Raw genomic sequence first — 17,776 nt, 5'->3', positions numbered from 1 at the left:
CGAACGCGCTGCGCCTGCTGCGCTACGCCGACTGATCGGCGGCCGTGGCCGCATCCGCGGAGGCGTGGTCGAAGGCGTACTCCACCGAGGTGTCGCCGTAGCGGTGGGCGAAGGAGCCGGAGCCGGCGAGGCCGGTCAGGCCGCCGGTGCCCGAGCCGGGGAGCACGGTGAAGCGGCAGTGGGTGCCGGTGGCGTCGAAGGTGCCGTGCTCCTCCAGGACGAAGCTGCCTTCGCGGCCGGCGACGGCGCCGGTGACCAGCTCCATGCCGGTGAAGGTGCCGGTGCTCTCCCCCGTGTAGGCCACGGTGTAGGCGCAGGCCGTCGCGGGGGCGGTGAGGGCGCCGGTGAAGGCGTTGGTGACCGTGGCGCGGGCCAGGCGGGGGAAGACGCCTTCCGGGCCGACCGGGTGCTCCTCCCAGTCCTTGAAGGTGAAGGCGTTGGCGGTGGGTGCGTGAGCGGGGGCGGGCGTTGTGGTGGGCGTCGTGGGCACCGGGGCCTCCTGGTGTGGGTTCTGCGGGCCGTCGGCCCGTCCGTGCACAGCCTGGGCGGTGTACCTGACATCTCCTGTCAGGTATGCCGGACAATGAGCGCATGCGCGCCGACCGGCTCCTCTCCCTCCTGCTGCTGCTCCAGAACCGCGGCCGGATGACCGCCCCCGAGCTCGCCGCCGAGCTGGAGGTCTCCGTCCGTACCGTGTACCGGGACGTCGAGGCGCTCGGAGCCTCCGGGATCCCCGTCCACGCGGACCGGGGGCCGGCCGGCGGATTCCGCCTCGTCGACGGCTACCGGACCCGCCTCACCGGCCTGACGGACGTCCAGGCCGGCTCCCTGTTCCTCGCCGGCGCCCCCGGCCCCGCCCGGGACCTCGGCCTCGGCGCGGACCTCACCGCCGCGCAGCTGAAGCTCCAGGCCGCCCTCCCCGCCGAACTCGCCGACCGGGCCCGCCGGATCCAGCAGCGCTTCCACCTCGACGCACCCGCCTGGTTCCGCGACGCCGACCCCGTACCGCACCTCGCGCAGATCGCCGAGGCGGTGTGGGAGCAGCGGATCCTGAGCACCCACTACCGCCGCTGGAGCGGCGCCGTCCACCGTGCGCTGCGGCCGCTCGGGCTCGTGCTCAAGGGCGGCATCTGGTACTTGGCCGCCGCCCGGGCCGCGGAGGGGGCTGAGGCCGCAGGTGCCGTGCGGACCTACCGGGTGGGGCGGTTCCTCGCCGTGGAGACCTCCGGGGAGCACTTCGAGCGCCCCGAAGGCTTCGAACTCGCCGCGTACTGGGAGGAGTCCGCCCGCCGCCTGGAGGCGGCCACGCGCCGCCAGACCGCCGTCGTACGGCTCTCCCCGCGCGCCCGGCGCCTGCTGCCGATGTGGTTCGGGGCGGCGGGCGTCCGCGCCCTCGCCACCGCGGGTCCGCCCGACGCGGAGGGCTGGGCGGTCGTGGAACTCGCCGTCGAGTCGGGCTCCGTGGCCGTCGGCGACCTGCTCCGCATCGGCGCGGACGCCGAGGTGCTCGGCCCGCCGGAGCTGCGCCGGGACCTCGCTGCCGCGGTGGCCGAACTGGCCGGGCGCTACCGGTGAGAACCCGTTTGCGCCCGGCCCGGCGGCCCGGCGAGGATCCACGCGTGACGATGCGGAAGGGCGTCCTGCGCCCGGGGCCGTGAGCCCCCGACCGCCGGGCCCCGAGGGTCCGGCCGACTGTGTGGACGCCGGCGCGCCCCGCGACTCCTCGCCACCCTGTGGCTGCACGCGGGCGACGAGCCGACGGGACCGTCGCTCGACGCCTTCCTGGACCATGTGGTGCGCGACGGGTTCGGCCCGTACGTCTGCCGGGTCCTGGGAGTACTGGGCCCCGCGGCGGCTCCGGCCCTGCCCACCCTGCGGGCGGCGGCGGAGCAGAGCGTCCGGGTCCCCGTCTACGACGGCGACCGGGACCGGGAGATGCGCGAGGACGAACGGCTGGCCGAAGCGCTACGGGACACCCTGCGGCGGATCGACGGGCACTAGGGCGTGCACCGAAAATATCTCCTAGGAGATCGTCAGGCTGCCCGGCTACGGTGCGGGCATGGTGAATTTCGTCCTGGTTGCAGGTGCACGGCTCGGGGCGTGGGCGTGGGGCGAGGTGGTTCCGTATCTGCGCGCGGCCGGCCACGGCGTCTATCCGTTGACGCTGTCCGGTCTTGCTGACAAGCAGGGTGTACCGGCGGGGCAAGCCACTCACGTCCAGGACATCGTTGCCGAGGTGGAACGCCAGGGGCTGCGTGACGTAGTCCTGGTGGGTCACAGCTACTCGGGCATCCCGGTAGGTCAGGCCGCGGAGCGGATCGGTGACCGACTGGCCCGCGTAGTGTTCGTCGACTCAAGTGTTCCAACTGACGACGAGTCGTTTGTCTCCGCCTGGCCGGACGGCGGGGCGGCAGTGGAGGCATCGATCGCCGAGAGCGGAGGGTTCTGGCCGCTCGCGCCAGCTGCTCACTACGACGGCGAGGGTCTCACCGATGAGCAGATCGCACGCCTCGTGCGCGGCTCGACGCCTCACCCGGGTGCCACGCTGACCGAGCCCGCTGTGCTGTCGGGGCCGCTCGGTGAACTTCCGGCGACATACATCCTGTGCGTGATGCCAGGGGCGGAGCCTGACGACGCCGAGCCCGACGAAGACGTGGCTGAGCTGCTGAACAGCAAGCGCTGGCGGCTGGTCAAGATGGACACCGGCCATTGGCCGATGTTCTCCCAGCCGCGCGAGCTGGCGCAGATTCTCCTCAATGCTGCCGTGGAGTGAGAGCGCCTCCATGCCTGCGGGCTGGTTTTGGACGCGCTTGGTGTGTGCTGGTCACAGTCATTCGCCGATGGCCGCTACGGGGCGGACGCGCGGCCGGCCCGGCCCGATGCGGAGATCACCCCGCCCCATGAATGAAGATCATTCATGGGGCAAGATCCACTCTCGATACAGGCCCTAGGCGGCCTTTCGGATCAGGCCGGGCCCGGGGTGTCCGCTGCCGCGCGGACCTTGGTTGCCGCCCCGGGGCGGGGGACGTCGTCGACCGTGAGGCAGATGCCGAAGACCCGGTCGTGGCCGGTCCAGCCGTTGACGCGGCCGCGGTTGTTGGAGATCTGGACCCGGCGCCGCGGGGTGTCCACGGCCGTGACGAGGTGCAGGTACACCGTGCCGGACACCCGTGCCAGCACGATGTCGCCGGGTTCGAGGAGAGCGGGCTCGGCCGGAGCGACACGGACGTGTTGCCGGCTGTGGACGAGCGGGACCATGGACGTGCCGGTGGGCCGGAACTCCACCGTCGCGCCCGCGCGGACGCGGTCTGCCTGGACGTCGAGCATTCCCATCGGGCGAGTGTGCCCCGGTGCCGGGCCGCGCGGCCATCGGATTTCGGCGAGGCCTCAGGGCGCGGGCGGCGGTTCGACCTCCAGGAAACGCCGGCGGCGGGGACCGCGGTACAGCAGGCAGACCCAGCCGAGGCGTTCGAGCGCGGCCGCGCAGGCCGTGAGGCGTTCCTGCTCCTCCTCGGCCGCGCCGCCGCCCGGCGGGCCGAGCCAGGTCACCTCGACGCGGCCCGCCCCGGACGGGGCGGGGCCCACCCGGTACCCGGTCCGGGTGCGCGGCCCGTCCGGCTCCTGCGGATCCCGCGCCGACGGCGGGAAGCCCGCCGCCTCCAGTACGAGGGCCACCGCACGCGGCATCAGCCGCAGCTCCCACGGGGCGGGAACTCCGGCGCCCGACGGGCCGTTGACGAGCCGGCGGATCTGCAGCAGGCCTTCGTAGGCGGTGCGCAGCTCCGCCTCCCGTCCCGCTGCGGAGGGCGCGGGGCCGTCGCCGTTTGCCGGTTCGAAGCCCTGCCCGGGTGTGTTCACGTACGGCTGCCCCTCGTCCCGTCCGGTCCGTCTGGTGCGATCCGGTCCGCTTCTGAGTACCTCACACCCAACGGCCTGAGTATCCGGCCCGATTCCCTCGACGGCCTCCGCTGATCGAATGGGGGCATGACCTCGGAGACCGCCACCGCCACCGTGACCGCCATCGCGCCCACCGCGAGCCGCCCGCGCATGCAGCAGCACGTGACCACCGCCGGCTCGGCCCTGGCCGTGGCCCTGGTCCCGCTCGTGGTCGGGGTCCTGGTGGCCAAGGGACTCGCCGCGGACCCGCACGCGCCGGTCAACGCCCTGATCACCGGCGGCGGCCAGCGCGCCGGTCTGCCGCGGGCGGAGTGGCGCCGCCGCGGGCACGCCACGATGCGCCGACTGCGCACCGCCCGGCGCGGAACGGTTCGGGGCGCCGTACGGGGCGCCGTACGGGGCCGTGCCTACGTGATGGGCGGCCGTCCGGCGGGTCGTTGAGCCCGCAGCCATGCTTCCGCGGCCTTCGAGGAGCGCAGCCGCACCACCCGCAGCGGGGCGAACCGTGCGTCGCCGGCCAGAGCGCCGATCTCCGCACGCCGGGCCCCGTACTGGGACCAGGCCCACCGGGCGGGGTGGTCGGCGAGCAGCCATTCCCGCCACCGCTCGCGGTTGCCGCCGAACAGCCGCTCCCGGAGCAGGCTCCGGCGCAGCGAGCGCACCAGCACCCGGCGCATGACGGTACGGCGCGGCTGGTCCAGCCACACCACGGTGTCGGCCCGCCGCCACAGCACCTCGCGCGCGGCCTCCGGCCCGTGGGAGTCGAGGATCCACCGGTCGCCTTCCGCGATCCGCGCGAGGTCCGTGACGTAGGAGGGGCTGACGGCCCACCCGGGCCCGGAGAAGTGCAGCTCGTCCATCTCGTGGGACGGCAGCGCGAGCAGCCGTCCCAACTCCCGGGCCAGGGTGGACTTGCCGGCTCCGCTGATGCCGACCACGAGGACGCGTTGCATCAGCGGAGCCTAACCGGTGGTGGTCCGGCCTCAGGCGCCGAGCGGCTCCTGGAGTTCGGTGACCCACTGGTTCCGGTCCTCCGGGCAGGCCAGGGACACCTCGCGGGCGTAGCCGGCGGAGCGCTCCCCGTTCGCGTCGATCCACTGGGCCAGGGCCTGCGCGGTCGGCAGGACGGAGTCCATCGAACCCCGGTGCACGACCGTCGCCGCCCGCTCGACGGCTGGCAGCACGACGATGCGTACGTCGCCTCCGAGGTCCTCGGCGCGGACGTTCGCCGCCACCGCGACCCCGGCGTGGACCAGGACGGCACCGGGCCGCGACGCGTCGCCGGCGTCCTCGTAGTAGGCCACGCCCGGGGCCGTCAGCGTGACGCCGGCGGCCTCGACACGGCTGAGCAGCTCGTCGTAGAGCGGGCCGATGACCGGGCTGATGTCCTGCCCCTCGTAGCTGGCCGCGATCCCGCTCAACTCGGCCAGGCGGACGGGCGGAAGGCTCTTCACGACGATGTCGATGGAAGACATGGTTCCCTCGTTCTCGATGATCCGGAGCCTCGTCTCGACCTGGGTCAGCCGGGCCGCCGCGGCGGCCATGGCCGATTCCAGTTCCGCCTGCCGCAGGCGCAGCATGCCGCGCAGCTCCTCCGCGCTCACCAGCTCGCCGAGTATCGACCCCACCTGTTCCAGGCTGAAGCCGAGCTCCTTGAGCGCGATGACACGGTTGAGGCGGGCGAGCTGCCCGGCCTCGTAGTAGCGGTAGCCGCTGGCGGGGTCGACACGGGCCGGGTGCAGCAGTCCGAGGGCGTCGTAGTGACGCAGCATGCGGACCGACACCCGGCCGTGCTTGGCGAAGTCTCCGATGGTGAACATGACGCCTTCCAGTGCAGGCCCTGACACGGTGTGAGAGTCAAGCCCGCCCAGGATATGTGGCCATCGGGCCAGGTCAGCGGCATGGGTGGGCGCCTCGGCTCCCTGGTGCGGCTCAACCGCTCACCGGCACAGCTCACGGGCTCGGCTCACCGGCTCAGCTCAGCGGCCGGCCTGGCGGATGCAGAGGTCCACGATGGAAGGCGGCAGGGAACCTTCCGCGGCCGCGCACAACTCGTCCGTGCGGGGCAGCGGCGGTACGGCCTTGCGCGCGGGGCGGTCCGGCCGTGCGGCGACCGTCTTGGGCGGGTGCGCGCGGCGCGGCGCGGCGGGCTTCGCGCGCCGTTCGGCCACCGGGTGGGGGGCCTTGGCGGCAGGCCGGGAGTGTTCGTGTCCGCGGCCCCGGTCGGCGTCGGTCCGGTCGGCGCCGTCCCGGTCGGCGTCGGCCCTCGCCGGTAGTTCGCCGAGGGGCAGGGGTTCGGCGGGGAGCCCGGCCGGGCCGGCCGAGGTGGACGCGTCGGGCGGCCCGCCGAGATCCGGAGCGTCGGCGGGCGGTACGGCGCCACGCGCGGGCACGTCGGAGACCTGCGGGCCGCCGACGGACACACAGCCGGCGCTCGCGAGGAGGGCGACGAGGGAGAGGGGCAGGGCCCGGCGCAACTGCATCGGACCACCATGCAGCACGGTCGGGCGGGCCGGTTCCCGCGCGGCTCCCGCGCTCGGGCGGGGAGGGCGCGGACAACGGGGCGGGGAAGGCGCCGCGGGCGCTGCCGGAACGGTCCTGCGGGCCCACTGTGATCGTTTCTGCCGCGGCGGGAGGTTCACCGGTCCGGGAGAACGCGCACGTGGACGGGGGTGGACCTGGCGCGGAAATCCGGACAAGGTTCGGATGGGAACGGCAGTACGGATGCCGGGGGAGGCGCGACCCCCGGTGCTCCGCGTTGCCGTGCCGGTTCTCCGGACCGGCCCCGCCCGACCGGCGGGAACGCTCCGGTGGGCCGCCCGTCTGCCTGCACGTCTGCCCGCCCGCCTGCCTGCCCGTACGGAGTCCCGCCCCATGACCGAAGCCCCCGCGCCCGGCAACGAACCCCAACCCCGCTCCCCGGATCCGCAGCACCCGCCGAGCCACGCATCCGTCCCCGTAACGGGTTCCGGGCCGGCCCCGGACTCCGTGTCGCACGCGGACGCCGTGTCGCCTGCTGACCCCGGTCCGGCCCCGGACGCCGTGTCGCACCCGGACCCCGGGTCGGCCCCGGACCTCGTGTCGACCCCGGCCCCCGAGCCGGCCCCGGGCTCCGGCGCTGACTCCGTCCCCGGACCGTCCGCCGGGCCCGCCACCGCGAGGGGTGAGGCGACCGAGCCGGGCAAGGCCGTTGCGCCGGGCCAGGCCGTCCCTCCGAACACGGCCGTCCCGCCGAACAAGGAAGCCCCGCCGGGCCAGGCCGTCGGCGGGTGGCGGGGATGGGGGGCCGTGGGGGCGGTGGCGCTCGGGATCTTCTGTCTCATCACCTCCGAGCTGCTGCCCGTAGGCCTGCTCACCGCCGTGGGCGCCGATCTCGGTGTGTCCGACGGCACCGCCGGGCTCATGGTCACCGTGCCGGGGCTGGTCGCGGGATTCTGCGCGCCCCTGGTCACCGTCGGCGCCGGCCGGCTCGACCGGCGGTGGGTGCTGGTCGTGCTGATCGCCCTGATGGCCGTCGCCAACCTCGTCGCCGCCGTGGCGCAGGACTTCGGGGTGCTGCTGGCCGCCCGGGTGCTCGTGGGCGTCAGCGTAGGCGGCTTCTGGGCCATAGCCGGCGGCCTCGCCGTCCGCCTCGTCCCCGCGCATCACGTCGGCCGGGCCACCGCGCTCGTCTTCGGCGGAGTCCCCACCGCCTCGGTGCTCGGCGTCCCCGCCGGCACCCTGCTCGGCGAAGTCGGCGGCTGGCGCTTCGCCTTCGCGGCCGTGGGCGGGCTCGGGGTCCTCACCCTGGCCGCGCTGCTCCTGCTGCTCCCGCCGCTGCCGCCGACCCGGACCATCACCTTCGCCCAACTCCCCGCCCTGCTGCGGGGCAACCGCGCGGTTCGGGCGGGGGTGGCCGTCACCTTCCTGGTGGTGACGGGGCAGTTCGCGGCGTACACGTTCGTCCGGCCGATCCTGCAGGACGTGTCCGGGGTGGACGCCGCCTACGTGAGCACCCTCCTCCTCGGGTACGGAGTCGCGGGCGTGGCGGGCAACTTCCTGGCGGGCGCGCGCGACCCGTACCGCACGCTGTTCACCGTCGGCGCCGCCCTCACGGTGATCCTGGCAGCGATCGCCCTGGTGCCGGGGGCGGTCGCCGGGACGGTGCTGCTGCTGGCCTGGGGGCTCGTGTACGGCGGAGTCTCGGTCAGCCTCCAGAGCTGGATGATCAAGGCGGCCCCGGACGACGCGGAGGCCGCCTCCTCGCTGATGGTGGCGATGTTCAACCTGGCCATCGCCGCGGGCGCGTTGTCCGGCGGTCTCGCGGTCGACGGCATCTCGGTGCCCGCGGCCCCGCTGGCCGGAGCCGCCTTGATGGCCCTGGCGGCCGTCACCGTCCGGGTCACCTCGACCTCCCGGTCGGCCACGCGAGCCGTCATGGGCGCGAGCGCGCCGCCCACCACCGCCGTCAGCGCCCGCGACGCTTCACCGGCCGATCGGCGATAGACGGCGGGACAGACCAGCGGCGGATCGGCGATCGATCGGCGATCGGTCAGGGACTGGTCAGCGATTGGTCAGCGGTGCTCTCCGGGCCCGGAGTTGGCCGTCCGCAATCCGGACGGCCGACCTCCCAGCCTGCCAGAGGGGCCGTTCCGGACGGGGCGACTCCGGGGAAGAGGTCATGCCCAGACGTGGCGGATGGGGTGGATCGGACATCCGGCTTGACCTGGGGCATCTCCTGGAGAAAGAGTGCGCCGGTCGAACACCACCATCCGGACCGACCCCGCCCGTTACGTCCGGACGTCCAGCACCGCCGCAAGAGCCGCACCCGGGAGACACCTCACATGCCCGTACCCACCCGGTCCGCCCGGCGGCGCAGGATCTGACCGGCCGGGTACGGAGGCCGACACCGCACCGCCGCGCCGGCCCCCGTACCCGCCGGGAGACAACCGTGTCCCTTCACCCCGATGAGAGTGGGCTCGTGCCCGACGACGAACGCTTGCTCGTACGCCCCTACGTGGCCCCCTCGGGCCCGCTGCCCGGCTCCTCCGGGCCCGCATGGCCCGAGGAGTCCGGGCGGATCACCGTACCGACCCGCTTCGGGCAGCCCGCCGAGGTGCCCGGGCCCTCGCGCGTACCGGTGTGGGAATCCGGTCCCGCGCAGCAGGCCGAGCCGCCGGCGGCGGCCCCTGCCGGCGACCGGCGGGGCAGCCGTCTCCCGCTCCTCGGACTCGTCCTGCTCGCACTCGGGGCGGCGGGGGCCCTCGCGTTCCTCCTGCGCGGCCCCGACCGGGAGCCGCCGCGCGCGGTGACCCCGCCGGACCTGTCCGTACCGGTCCTCCCGGCGCGCAGCCCGGGTGCGGGCGAGGAACCCACCCCGGCCGTGGAGTCCGTACGCCCGCCCGCGTCCGGATCCCCGTCCCCGACGGCTCCGACCGGCGCCGGTCGGCCCACGGCCGGCCCGTCGGCGGGTACGAGCCCGGACCCGAAGCCGTCGGGCCCGACGGGCAAGCGCCCGACGCCGGGCGGGGGCCGGACCCTGAGCCCGGGGGACCGCGGGGCCGCAGTGCGCGCCCTGCAGGAACAGCTCTACGCGCAGGGGTTCACGTACGTCTCCGTCACCGGGGTGTACGACGAGCAGACCCGGCGCGGTGTCATGCAGCTCCAGCAGAACAGGAGCATCGAGGGCGACCCCCTGGGCATCTACGGGCCGGCCACCCGGGCCGCCCTCGCGGGCGAAGACTGACCGACGCCTCATGGATCGAACGGATCGAATGGATCAAGCGGAGGCATTGCTCATCGGAGGGCGCGCGGGCGTCGGCAAGACGACCGTGGGATGGGAGGTCTCGGCGCGTCTGCGGGCCGCGTCGGTCGCGCACTGTGTCACCGAAGGCGACTCCATGGGGCAGGCGCACCCCGCTCCGGAGGGGGACCCGGGCCGCAGGAAGATCGCCGAGCACAACCTCGCGGCGCTCTGGTCGAACTACGCCGAGCTCGGGTACCGCCGCTTGATCCACACGCACACGGTGAGCGTTCTCGCCGAGAACGAGGGCATGTTCCGGCGGGCCATGGGCGCGAACCTCAGGATCGTGCGGGTGGTGCTCACCGCCTCCGACGCCACCACGCGCGAGCGGCTGACCGGCCGCGAACGGGGCTCGGAGTTGGAATCCGAGCTGGGGAGCAGTGCCCGTAAGGCCCGGATCCTGGACGACCGGACACCTCCGGGCACGGTGCGGGTGGCGACCGACGGGCGCTCCGTCATCGACATGGCGCGCGAGGTGCTGGACGCCATCAACTGGCCGCCCAGCACCTCCGGTTAGACACCCTGGGGCATCGGCTGATGCCGGGACCCCGGTACGCGGGGTGGCGTCCGGTCAGCGCCCGCCGGCGACGCGCAGGACCGTACCGGTCGTGTACGCGGCGTCCGCGGACAGCAGCCAGGCGATGGCCGCGGCCACCTCCGCCGGCTGCCCGGCCCGGCCGAGCGGGATCTCGGCGGCCGCGAGCGCCGGGCGGTCGGGGTCCCCCATGGCGGCGTGCATGTCGGTGTCGATGATGCCGGGGGCCACGGCGTTGACCCGGATCCCGTCGGGGCCCAGCTCCTTGGCGAGCCCCAGGGTCAGGGTGTCGGTGGCGGCCTTCGTCGCGGCGTAGTGGACGTAGCGGCCGGGACTGCCGAGGGTGGCTGCCGCGGAGGAGACGTTGACGATCGCCCCGCCGCCCGACTCGGCCATGTCCCGTGCGGCCCGGCGGCAACACAGCAGGTACCCGAGGAGGTTCACGTCGAGCACGCGGCGCAGGTCCTCGACCCGGATGTCGGCGAGTCGGCCCGGAGTGCCGGTCACTCCGGCGTTGTTGACCAGCCCGGTCACCGCACCGAGCTCGGCCCCGGCGATGTCGAAGAGCCGCTCCACGCCACACTCCTCGGAGGTGTCACCGCGCACGGTCACACACCGCGCGCCGGCCTCCCGTACCCGCTCGGCGGTGGCCTTGGCGGCCGCGTCGTCGTGGAGGTAGCCGAGGGCGAGATCGTGCCCGTCCGCGGCGAGCCGGACGCACGTGGCGGCGCCGATACCGCGACTGCCTCCGGTGACGATGGTGACCGGACGACGTGACATATGAGCCTCCTGCATGACGCATTACCCCGTGTCGTGCCCACACCTGGGATCGCCGCAGGCTAACACCGCGACATCCCGCGGACCAGCGGAAACGAACTCCGGAGCGTGCTGCGGGGGTGCCTGCCGGAGTCGCTTCCCGATGACGCCCATGCCGAGGATCGGTACCACCGTGTCGGCCTTGCGAGGGTTCCACTACTCGGCTCGAGGCCACGCCCGAAGGCGCTCACCGAACAGGTGACCGCGGCCGGCTCGCCGTACGCGCCCGGTGGTGGTGCGGGCGGGTGCGTGCAGGCCTGCGGCAGGCCTCGGACTTGCAGCACCCCGGGCTAGTCTGGCCGGATGCCCCGACCCGACCTCCTCGCCCGGGCGCTCGAAGCCCCCGCCGAGCCGCCGTTGCGTCCTCTCCCGGAGACCGTGGCCGCGCTGCTGCGCGAGTTGGCCGCGCCGCCCCGGCTCGCGGCGCATCTGCGGCTCGTACACGACGTGGCGCACGAACTCACCGACTGGTTCGCCGAGTTCCGCCCGGAGTTGGCATTCGACCGAGAGGCCGTGCTCTTCGGCGCGGCCACCCATGACATAGGCAAGGTGGTGCACACCGTCGAACTGGACGGTCCCGGCTCCGCGCACGAGCCGGCCGGTCGCGAGTTGCTCCTCGCGTACGGGTTCGCCCCGGAACGGGCCCGCTTCGCCGCCACCCACGGTTCCTGGGCGGAGACCGGAGCGAGCGTCGAGGAGGCTGGTCACCACCGCGGACAAGGTGTGGAAGGGCAAGCGGGTCAGTGGCCTGGAGGACCTGCTCATCGACCACCTGGTACGGGTGTCAGGGCCCGGCGCCGAGCGCTGGGAGGTCTACCTCGAACTCGACTCACTACTCGCCCGGATCGCGGAAGGCGCGGACACCCGCCTGGCTTTCCAGGCCGCATATCCGGTCCATGTCCACCCTGCCCGCAATCCATGAGTCGCCGTGCCGGTCGGAGACGTCCCACCGTGGGGATGCCGCCGGGCTTCATCCGGGCGGAAGGCCGAGACCGTCCAGCTCGATGAGGAAGGTCTGGCAACAACGGCTATCCGCGCCCACCGCGCATCGGTCAACGGGACGACCAGGCCATCGATTCGATGATCGGAAACAGGTGGCCGCGAGGTGGGGTGTGATTCGGGGCAGGCTGGGGTGATGAGCTTCGGGGCGGGGCATGGCGAGGGTGGCCGGGACGATGATGGGGCCCTTCGGGCTGCGTTGAGACGTACGGCCGATGGGCTCGGGCTCGCCCTGCCCGAGTCGGACGGGGAGTGGCGTCGCCTTGCGGCGTACGCCGACGCGGGGAGCGGTCGGCGCGTAATGGTGTTCCCGCCCGACGAGGGGCGGCGGACCTTCCAGGTGAACCTTCAGGACAACGGCACGCGCCTGGCCTGTGGGTGGACCGCGGACCTGACCGAGGTTGTCAGGGCGACGGCGGCGTGGACGGCCGGTGCGGGGCTCGAGGAGAGCCGGGCGCGCGCCCCGTTCATCCGGTTCAGGCCCTGGGCGCTCGACCACGAGCGGGAGCCGTTCGGTGTCGTCGAGTTGACGTGGTGGGCCAAGCTCGACCGTATCCACATGCCGCCGTACGACCGGCACCGCCGAGCCGGTGCTGCGCCGGCTGATGCCGGTCAACAGCCACTTCAACCTCTGGTTCTCCACCAGTGTCGAGGAGTTCTGGAAGTCTCGGGTCGGGTACGCCATCCGCCCCTACGACGAGGGGCTTTACGGGGTGCGGGACGAGGGTGAGCTGGTCGCACGGACCGAGACGCCGGAGGAAGCCGTAGCCCTCTTGGTGGCCGCCCTGCCGGAGGGGCTCGGGCCGGCGAGGTGAGGCGACGCAGAGGAGCTCTTGCCCAGGCTCCGGTCCTGGCCCTGGCTCCGGCCAGGCCCAGGGCGCGGCCCCGGACCTGGCCCCGGCCGATACGCATGACCACGGCCTGGCCCAGGACCTGGCCCCGCCGATACGCATGACCACGGCCTGGCCCCGGACCGTGCCTCAACCTCGGTGTCGGCCCCAACTCCGGCCCCAACTCCGTCCTCGGCTCTGGCCCCGGCCTCGGTGTCGGCAGCCCAGGGCCGCTCCGGGGCCCAGGCTCCACCGCCGCCCCGCCCCGCCCCGCCCCTGCCCGGCCCCGCCGAGGCGCTCGCCGCCGTCGTGGCCGCCGCCCGGGCGGCGGACGTGGCCGTCGTGGTCGTCGGCGCCACCGAAGGCGCCGAGTCCGAGGGCTTCTACCGCATGTCGCTCCGACTGCCCGCTCCCCAGGATGAGTTGGTCGCGGCGATCGCCCGCGCGAATCGCCGTACCGTCGCCGTCGTCAACTCCGGCGGCCCCGTCGAACTGCCCTGGCGCGACGCCGTTGGAGCCGTCCTCCTCACCTGGTTCCCCGGCCAGGAGGGCGGGCACGCACTCGCCGACGTCCTCCTCGGCCGCGCCGAGCCCGGGCGGGCGGCTCCCCACCACCTGGCCGGCCACCTTCGCCGACGCCCCCGTACGCTCCACGCGGCCCGTTGAAGGTCAACTCCCTTACCGGGAAGGCCTGTACATCGGGCACTGCACCTGGCTGCGGAGGGGATCCAGCGGCCCGGCTCCCGCGTGCTGGTTCCGGCGCGGACTCGGCTACACCAGCTGGGAGTTCGAGCGTCTCGTCACCCCGGAACCGACCCCGGGCGGGGGCTACGAGGTCCCCGTGATCCTCCACGACACCGGCACCCGGCGCGGCCGCGAGGTCGTCCAACTCCGCCTGTCCCGGCCGGACTCGGCGCTCGAACGCCCGGTGCGCCGGCTCGCGGGCTGGGCGGCGGTGGAGGCGGAGCCGGGGGAGCGGGTGCCGGCGTACGTACGGATCCCCGCGCGGGCCCTGCAGCACTGGTCCCCGCAGGCCGGGGGCTGGACGGCCGAGCCGGGGCGGTTCGCCGTCCTGGCCGGCCGCGGCGCGGGCGACCTGCCGCTCCGGGGAGCGATCGAGGTCTGAGTGGGCCGTGAGCGCGGGCGGCTACAGTGCCGCCATGGACGCAGCGAGCACGGCCACCGGTACGGCCACCGGCACTGGCACGGGTACGGCCGCCGGCACCGGTACGGCCCCGACCCTGGAGGACGTGGCCCGCGCCGCCGGGGTGTCCCGTGCCACGGTGTCCCGCGTGGTGAACGGGGTCCGCAATGTGGACCCCGCCATCCAGCAGGCGGTCCAGCGGGCCGTCGCCGCGACCGGGTACGTGCCGAACCGCGCGGCCCGCTCGCTGGTGACCCGGCGCTCGGGCGCGGTGGCGCTGGTGGTCTCGGGCGCGGGGGCGGACACCGGCCGGGTCTTCCAGGACCCCTTCTTCGGGCGGGTGGTGAGCGGGGTCGTACGGGCCCTGCGCCCGTGCGGTGTGCATCCGGTGCTGCTGTTCGCCGACGGGGAGGCGGATCGCGCGCAGGTGCTCGCGTACCTCACTCAGGGCGGTGGTGACGGAGCCCTGCTCGTCACGACGGACGGCCGTGACCCGCTGCCCGGCCTGCTCGCGGGCGCCGGACTGCCCGCGGTGCTCTTCGCCCGCCCCGCGCCCGGGATCCCGCTGGACTGGGTCGACCTGCGCCACCGCGAGGGCGGGGCGCTGGCCGCGCGGCACCTCCTGGCCCGGGGCTGCAGGCGGCTCGTCGCGATCGGCGGCCCGGCGGAGGTCCCGGCGAGCCGGGACCGGGTGGCGGGCTTCCGGGAGGCGCTGGCCGGAACGGCGGTACGGGTGGCCGAGGCCGACTTCACGCTGGACGGCGGCGAGCAGGCGATGCGAGCGCTCCTGGCCGAACGTCCAGACCTGGACGGGGTGTTCGCGGCGAACGACCTGATGGCCCAAGGGGCCTGCCTGGTGCTGCGCGAACACGGCCGCCGGATCCCGGAAGACGTGGCGGTGGTCGGCTTCGACGACTCCGGCGCGGCGGTGGCGGCCAGGCCCCGCCTGACGACGGTCCGCCAGCCCGTGGAGGACATGGCGGCCGAGATGGTCCGCCTCCTCCTCGACCGGGTGTCCGGCACTGCGGCGCCCGACCCGGTGGAAGTGCTCTTCGACCCGGAGCTGGTGGTCCGCGACTCGGCGTGAGCGCGGTCGTTGCCGGAGACAGGGGGGCGGGGCATCGGGATGCGGCGCAGTCCGGGCCGCACTCTCGGCTGATCCCGTGGCCCGCCACTGGGGCGCGGGATGTACGAAGAGTTCGGCAGACTGGGGCTCATGGACTCAGGACTTGCCGCACTGCTGGGCGCCGCCGTCGGTTCCGCCACCACCCTCGGGGCCGCAATCGTCAACGGCCGCGCCCAGGCGCGGTCACAGCACGCCCAATGGAGCCGAGAGCACCGTCGCGAGGCATACGCCGGCTACCTCAGCGCTCTCCACGACCGTGACATCGCCATGGACGCCGTCCTCGACGCGTTGCGCCCCGTTCAGCCCGACCTCCCCGATGTCGACGAGAAGATAGGCCGCTTCGTCGCCCTGGCCCGCGAGGTCCACCGCGCCGGCGAAGTCGTCATCCTCGAAGGGCCGTCACCCCTCGCGGAGATCGCGGATCGCGTCGCCAAGGCCTCCAGCGATCTCTCAGGCGTCATGCGACGGATGGCGGAGAACGCCCGCGCGGGAGACACCACCCGCAAGGTCGAGGACACCGCCCTCGCCGCCGAACGGGAGCGAACCCTCTACCAGGCAGTCAAGGACTTCCGCCTCGCGGCCCGCGGCGTCATCGACAAGACCGGCTGACCCGGGGATTCCCGGCCCCGGCCATCCGATCCGTTGGCCGAGGCGCGGTTCGGCTCGAGACCGTGAGCGGCGAGGTCAGCAGTCGAAGGCCTGCCAGCAGATGTCGTTGCGCAACCGCTGGTCGTCGAGCACGAGTTCGCGGATCGCCTCCGGGAGCTGCTCGCGCTGCCACTGGCATTCCCGCCGCCCCGCGGCCTCGGCATCGGCCGGCGGCGCAGCAGCGCGTGCCGCCTTGATCGCGTAGGCGGCCGCACCGAGTTCGTGCGCGGCGACGTGGGCGACGGCCCCGGCCTGGCCGGCGGCGTACGCGGCGTGCCGTGCTGCCCCGCGCAGGTCCCTGGCCGCGCCCATGGCGTGGCCGCCCGCCGCGCGTGATGCGGTCATCGTGACCTCGCCGCGCACCCACGCGCGGGCGTGCTCGATCGCCTGGCGCGGTCGCGGGTCCTCGGGCCGGGCAGCCTCGAACAGGCCGAGGACGTGCTCCGCGCAGGTTGCCGCCCACAGGGCGAGGAGGTGATGGTCCGGATCGGTGAGGGTCCCGCCCCGGCGGATCGTCACGAAGCGGGGGTCCCGGATCTTGGGGAGGATCATGGACGGCACTCCTTCGATGGCACCTGCACCTGCACCTGCACCCTGCACTCGCATCCGGACCTGCACCCGCACCCTACCCGCGCCGCGCGGCCGAGCCCCCGCGCGTCTGCAGGGACGTCTGCCAGCCCGGTGCCTCCGTCGTGGGCTCCGGCGGGGTGCGGCGGCCGCCCGTGGCGAAGAAGGCCGCCAGAGGGAGGGTGGCAGCGCCCACCGTGACCGCGTCCGGGCCCAGGGAGCCCATGTCGATGGTGACCCGCGCCGCCGGGTGGCGCAGCGAGTAGCGCGTCGCGTGTTCCCGTACCGCCGGGAGGATGTGCGGGCCCAGCATCAGGCCGGCCCAGCCGCCGATCAGGATCCGCTCCGGCTGGAAGAGGTTGATGACGTCCGACAGGCCCGCGCCCAGGTACTCCGCGGTCTCGTCGAGCACGTCGAGTGCGATCGGGTCCCCGCCGCCGGCCGCCGCCAGCAGCGCGGCCAGTGCGTCCTCCTCGTCCCCGGCGAGCGCGTCCCCGCCGCCGCCCCGCTCCGCCCAGCGGGCCAGGAGGGATTCCGCTCCCGTGTAGGCCTCCAGGCAGCCCAGCGCCCCGCAGCGGCAGCGCCGCCCGCGGACCTGCACCGTCAGGTGGCCGCACTCCAGGGGTGCGCCCCCGGTGGTGGCGCCGTCCGGGGAGCCGTCGGTGATCAGGCTCGCCCCGACGCCGGAGCCGAAGAGCACGACCACCGCGTCCCGGGCCCCGCGCCCCGCGCCGAACCACATCTCGGCCTGGCCGAGCGTGCGCGCCCCGTTGTCGATGATGTACGGGACCTCGGGCGGTACGGCTCCCGTGGCGCGCAGCAGCGCCTCCAGGGGGACCGCGTCCCAGCCGATGGTCTGCCCGTGGACCACGGTTCCGCCGGGCGCGTCGCGGTCGACGATGCCGGGTACGCCGATGCCGACGCCCAGGAGCCGGTCCGTCCCCACCCCCGCCCGCTCCAGGACGGTGGCGATCCCGGTCCGTACGTGGTCGACGATCGGGCCGACGTCGTAGCAGCCGCGCGGCTGCAAGGGGAGTTCGGTGCGGGCGAGTTCGGTGAGGGTGAGGTCGAACAGCTCGACCCTGACCCGGGTTTCGCCCACGTCGATGCCGATCATGTGCGCGCTGCCGGGCGCGACGCGCAGCAGCGTACGCGGGCGGCCGCCGTCGGAGTCGACGATGCCGGCCTCCTCCAGCAGTCCGTCCGCGACGAGTTCACCGACCACGTTGCTGACGGATCCCGAGCTCAGCCCGGTCGCGGGGCCCAGTTCCTGCCGGCTCATGGGCCCGCCGAAGTACAACTGCTGCAGCACGGTGCTGCGGTTGCCCCTTCGCAGGTCCCGCACCGTACGTCCACTGCGCCCCGTGGTCATGTGGCTCCTTTCGTCCTGACATCGATCGCAACATACCCTTGCGCGACCCCTTGACGCGAC

22 protein-coding genes are annotated in these 17,776 nt (G+C 74.2%); 13 read left to right on the top strand and 9 right to left on the bottom strand.

Translation table 11 applies throughout. The annotated features are described in order from the left end of the window. Positions 1-22 precede the first annotated feature (22 nt). The gene (locus ACODT5_RS20350; protein ID WP_422520740.1) at positions 23-490 is read right to left on the bottom strand and encodes a DUF3224 domain-containing protein; all 468 of its coding nucleotides are present in this window, start codon (positions 488-490) and stop codon (positions 23-25) included. A 101-nt stretch (positions 491-591) separates the two neighbouring features. Between ACODT5_RS20350 and ACODT5_RS20345 the strand changes: the two genes are divergently transcribed. From ACODT5_RS20345 to ACODT5_RS20335, 3 genes are all read left to right on the top strand, one after another. Then, positions 592-1,575, top strand: coding sequence for a helix-turn-helix transcriptional regulator (locus ACODT5_RS20345; RefSeq protein ID WP_422524977.1), 984 nt, complete (start codon positions 592-594; stop codon positions 1,573-1,575). Between the two features lie 219 nt (positions 1,576-1,794). Next, positions 1,795-2,001, top strand: coding sequence for a hypothetical protein (locus tag ACODT5_RS20340; protein WP_422520739.1), 207 nt, complete (start codon positions 1,795-1,797; stop codon positions 1,999-2,001). A 58-nt stretch (positions 2,002-2,059) separates the two neighbouring features. Continuing rightward, positions 2,060-2,773: an alpha/beta fold hydrolase gene (locus tag ACODT5_RS20335; protein ID WP_422520738.1), complete on the top strand. Its 714-nt coding sequence runs from the start codon at positions 2,060-2,062 to the stop codon at positions 2,771-2,773. A 191-nt stretch (positions 2,774-2,964) separates the two neighbouring features. Here ACODT5_RS20335 and ACODT5_RS20330 read toward each other — a convergent pair whose 3' ends face one another. Together ACODT5_RS20330 and ACODT5_RS20325 are read right to left on the bottom strand one after the other, a co-directional pair. After that, on the bottom strand, positions 2,965-3,333 hold the full coding sequence (locus ACODT5_RS20330; RefSeq protein WP_422520737.1) for a S26 family signal peptidase: 369 nt from the start codon (positions 3,331-3,333) through the stop codon (positions 2,965-2,967). 54 nt (positions 3,334-3,387) lie between these two features. Continuing rightward, positions 3,388-3,858 carry a hypothetical protein gene (locus ACODT5_RS20325; protein ID WP_422520736.1) on the bottom strand — a complete coding sequence of 157 codons (471 nt, stop codon included), beginning with the start codon at positions 3,856-3,858 and terminating at the stop codon, positions 3,388-3,390. A 126-nt stretch (positions 3,859-3,984) separates the two neighbouring features. On the opposite strand from ACODT5_RS20325, the gene ACODT5_RS20320 reads away from it, so the two are divergent. Then, on the top strand, positions 3,985-4,338 hold the full coding sequence (locus ACODT5_RS20320) for a hypothetical protein (RefSeq protein WP_422520735.1): 354 nt from the start codon (positions 3,985-3,987) through the stop codon (positions 4,336-4,338). Here ACODT5_RS20320 and ACODT5_RS20315 read toward each other — a convergent pair. From ACODT5_RS20315 to ACODT5_RS20305, 3 genes are all read right to left on the bottom strand, one after another. Further along, entirely contained in the window at positions 4,305-4,850 is a 546-nt protein-coding gene (locus ACODT5_RS20315; RefSeq protein ID WP_422520734.1) for a P-loop NTPase family protein, read from the bottom strand. The two genes, ACODT5_RS20320 and ACODT5_RS20315, sit on opposite strands and share 34 nt — an antisense overlap. A gap of 30 nt (positions 4,851-4,880) precedes the next feature. Continuing rightward, positions 4,881-5,717: a MerR family transcriptional regulator gene (locus ACODT5_RS20310; RefSeq protein ID WP_422520733.1), complete on the bottom strand. Its 837-nt coding sequence runs from the start codon at positions 5,715-5,717 to the stop codon at positions 4,881-4,883. A 159-nt stretch (positions 5,718-5,876) separates the two neighbouring features. Then, positions 5,877-6,380, bottom strand: a complete 504-nt coding sequence (locus tag ACODT5_RS20305; protein WP_422520732.1) for a hypothetical protein — start codon at positions 6,378-6,380, stop codon at positions 5,877-5,879. An 805-nt stretch (positions 6,381-7,185) separates the two neighbouring features. On the opposite strand from ACODT5_RS20305, the gene ACODT5_RS20300 reads away from it, so the two are divergent. From ACODT5_RS20300 to ACODT5_RS20290, 3 genes are all read left to right on the top strand, one after another. Beyond that, positions 7,186-8,382 (top strand): MFS transporter, encoded by a 1,197-nt coding sequence (locus ACODT5_RS20300; RefSeq protein WP_422524976.1) that lies wholly within the window; start codon positions 7,186-7,188, stop codon positions 8,380-8,382. Positions 8,383-8,857: 475 nt separating this feature from the next. Beyond that, on the top strand, positions 8,858-9,622 hold the full coding sequence (locus ACODT5_RS20295; protein WP_422520731.1) for a peptidoglycan-binding domain-containing protein: 765 nt from the start codon (positions 8,858-8,860) through the stop codon (positions 9,620-9,622). A 28-nt stretch (positions 9,623-9,650) separates the two neighbouring features. Beyond that, a complete protein-coding gene (locus ACODT5_RS20290) occupies positions 9,651-10,196 on the top strand; it encodes a DEAD/DEAH box helicase family protein (protein WP_422520730.1) in 546 nt (181 codons plus the stop codon). 54 nt (positions 10,197-10,250) lie between these two features. Here the strand turns inward: ACODT5_RS20290 and ACODT5_RS20285 are convergent, their stop codons facing one another. Beyond that, positions 10,251-10,994 carry an SDR family NAD(P)-dependent oxidoreductase gene (locus ACODT5_RS20285; protein ID WP_422520729.1) on the bottom strand — a complete coding sequence of 248 codons (744 nt, stop codon included), beginning with the start codon at positions 10,992-10,994 and terminating at the stop codon, positions 10,251-10,253. 757 nt (positions 10,995-11,751) lie between these two features. Here ACODT5_RS20285 and ACODT5_RS20280 point away from each other — a divergent pair. The 6 genes from ACODT5_RS20280 to ACODT5_RS20255 all read left to right on the top strand — a co-directional run bounded on the left by ACODT5_RS20280 (position 11,752) and on the right by ACODT5_RS20255 (position 15,738). Next, positions 11,752-11,952, top strand: a complete 201-nt coding sequence (locus ACODT5_RS20280; protein WP_422520728.1) for a hypothetical protein — start codon at positions 11,752-11,754, stop codon at positions 11,950-11,952. A 667-nt stretch (positions 11,953-12,619) separates the two neighbouring features. Further along, positions 12,620-12,844: a DUF6193 family natural product biosynthesis protein gene (locus ACODT5_RS20275; protein ID WP_422520727.1), complete on the top strand. Its 225-nt coding sequence runs from the start codon at positions 12,620-12,622 to the stop codon at positions 12,842-12,844. Between the two features lie 228 nt (positions 12,845-13,072). Further along, on the top strand, positions 13,073-13,525 hold the full coding sequence (locus ACODT5_RS20270; RefSeq protein ID WP_422520726.1) for a glycoside hydrolase family 3 protein: 453 nt from the start codon (positions 13,073-13,075) through the stop codon (positions 13,523-13,525). Positions 13,526-13,700: 175 nt separating this feature from the next. Further along, positions 13,701-13,985, top strand: coding sequence for a fibronectin type III-like domain-contianing protein (locus ACODT5_RS20265; RefSeq protein ID WP_422520725.1), 285 nt, complete (start codon positions 13,701-13,703; stop codon positions 13,983-13,985). A 34-nt stretch (positions 13,986-14,019) separates the two neighbouring features. Continuing rightward, positions 14,020-15,090, top strand: a complete 1,071-nt coding sequence (locus ACODT5_RS20260) for a LacI family DNA-binding transcriptional regulator (protein WP_422520724.1) — start codon at positions 14,020-14,022, stop codon at positions 15,088-15,090. Positions 15,091-15,219: 129 nt separating this feature from the next. Continuing rightward, positions 15,220-15,738: a proline dehydrogenase gene (locus tag ACODT5_RS20255; RefSeq protein ID WP_422520723.1), complete on the top strand. Its 519-nt coding sequence runs from the start codon at positions 15,220-15,222 to the stop codon at positions 15,736-15,738. A gap of 75 nt (positions 15,739-15,813) precedes the next feature. Here the strand turns inward: ACODT5_RS20255 and ACODT5_RS20250 are convergent, their stop codons facing one another. Next, positions 15,814-16,329 carry a putative immunity protein gene (locus ACODT5_RS20250; protein WP_422520722.1) on the bottom strand — a complete coding sequence of 172 codons (516 nt, stop codon included), beginning with the start codon at positions 16,327-16,329 and terminating at the stop codon, positions 15,814-15,816. A gap of 73 nt (positions 16,330-16,402) precedes the next feature. Then, the gene (locus tag ACODT5_RS20245) at positions 16,403-17,716 is read right to left on the bottom strand and encodes an ROK family transcriptional regulator (protein WP_422520721.1); all 1,314 of its coding nucleotides are present in this window, start codon (positions 17,714-17,716) and stop codon (positions 16,403-16,405) included. Positions 17,717-17,776: the final 60 nt, after the last annotated feature.

It is taken from the genome of Streptomyces tatrensis (assembly GCF_049310065.1).
In the GTDB taxonomy this organism is placed as follows: domain Bacteria; phylum Actinomycetota; class Actinomycetes; order Streptomycetales; family Streptomycetaceae; genus Streptomyces.
The sequence above is the reverse complement of the archived record's forward strand: the minus strand, read 5'-3'. Positions and strand labels throughout refer to the sequence as shown.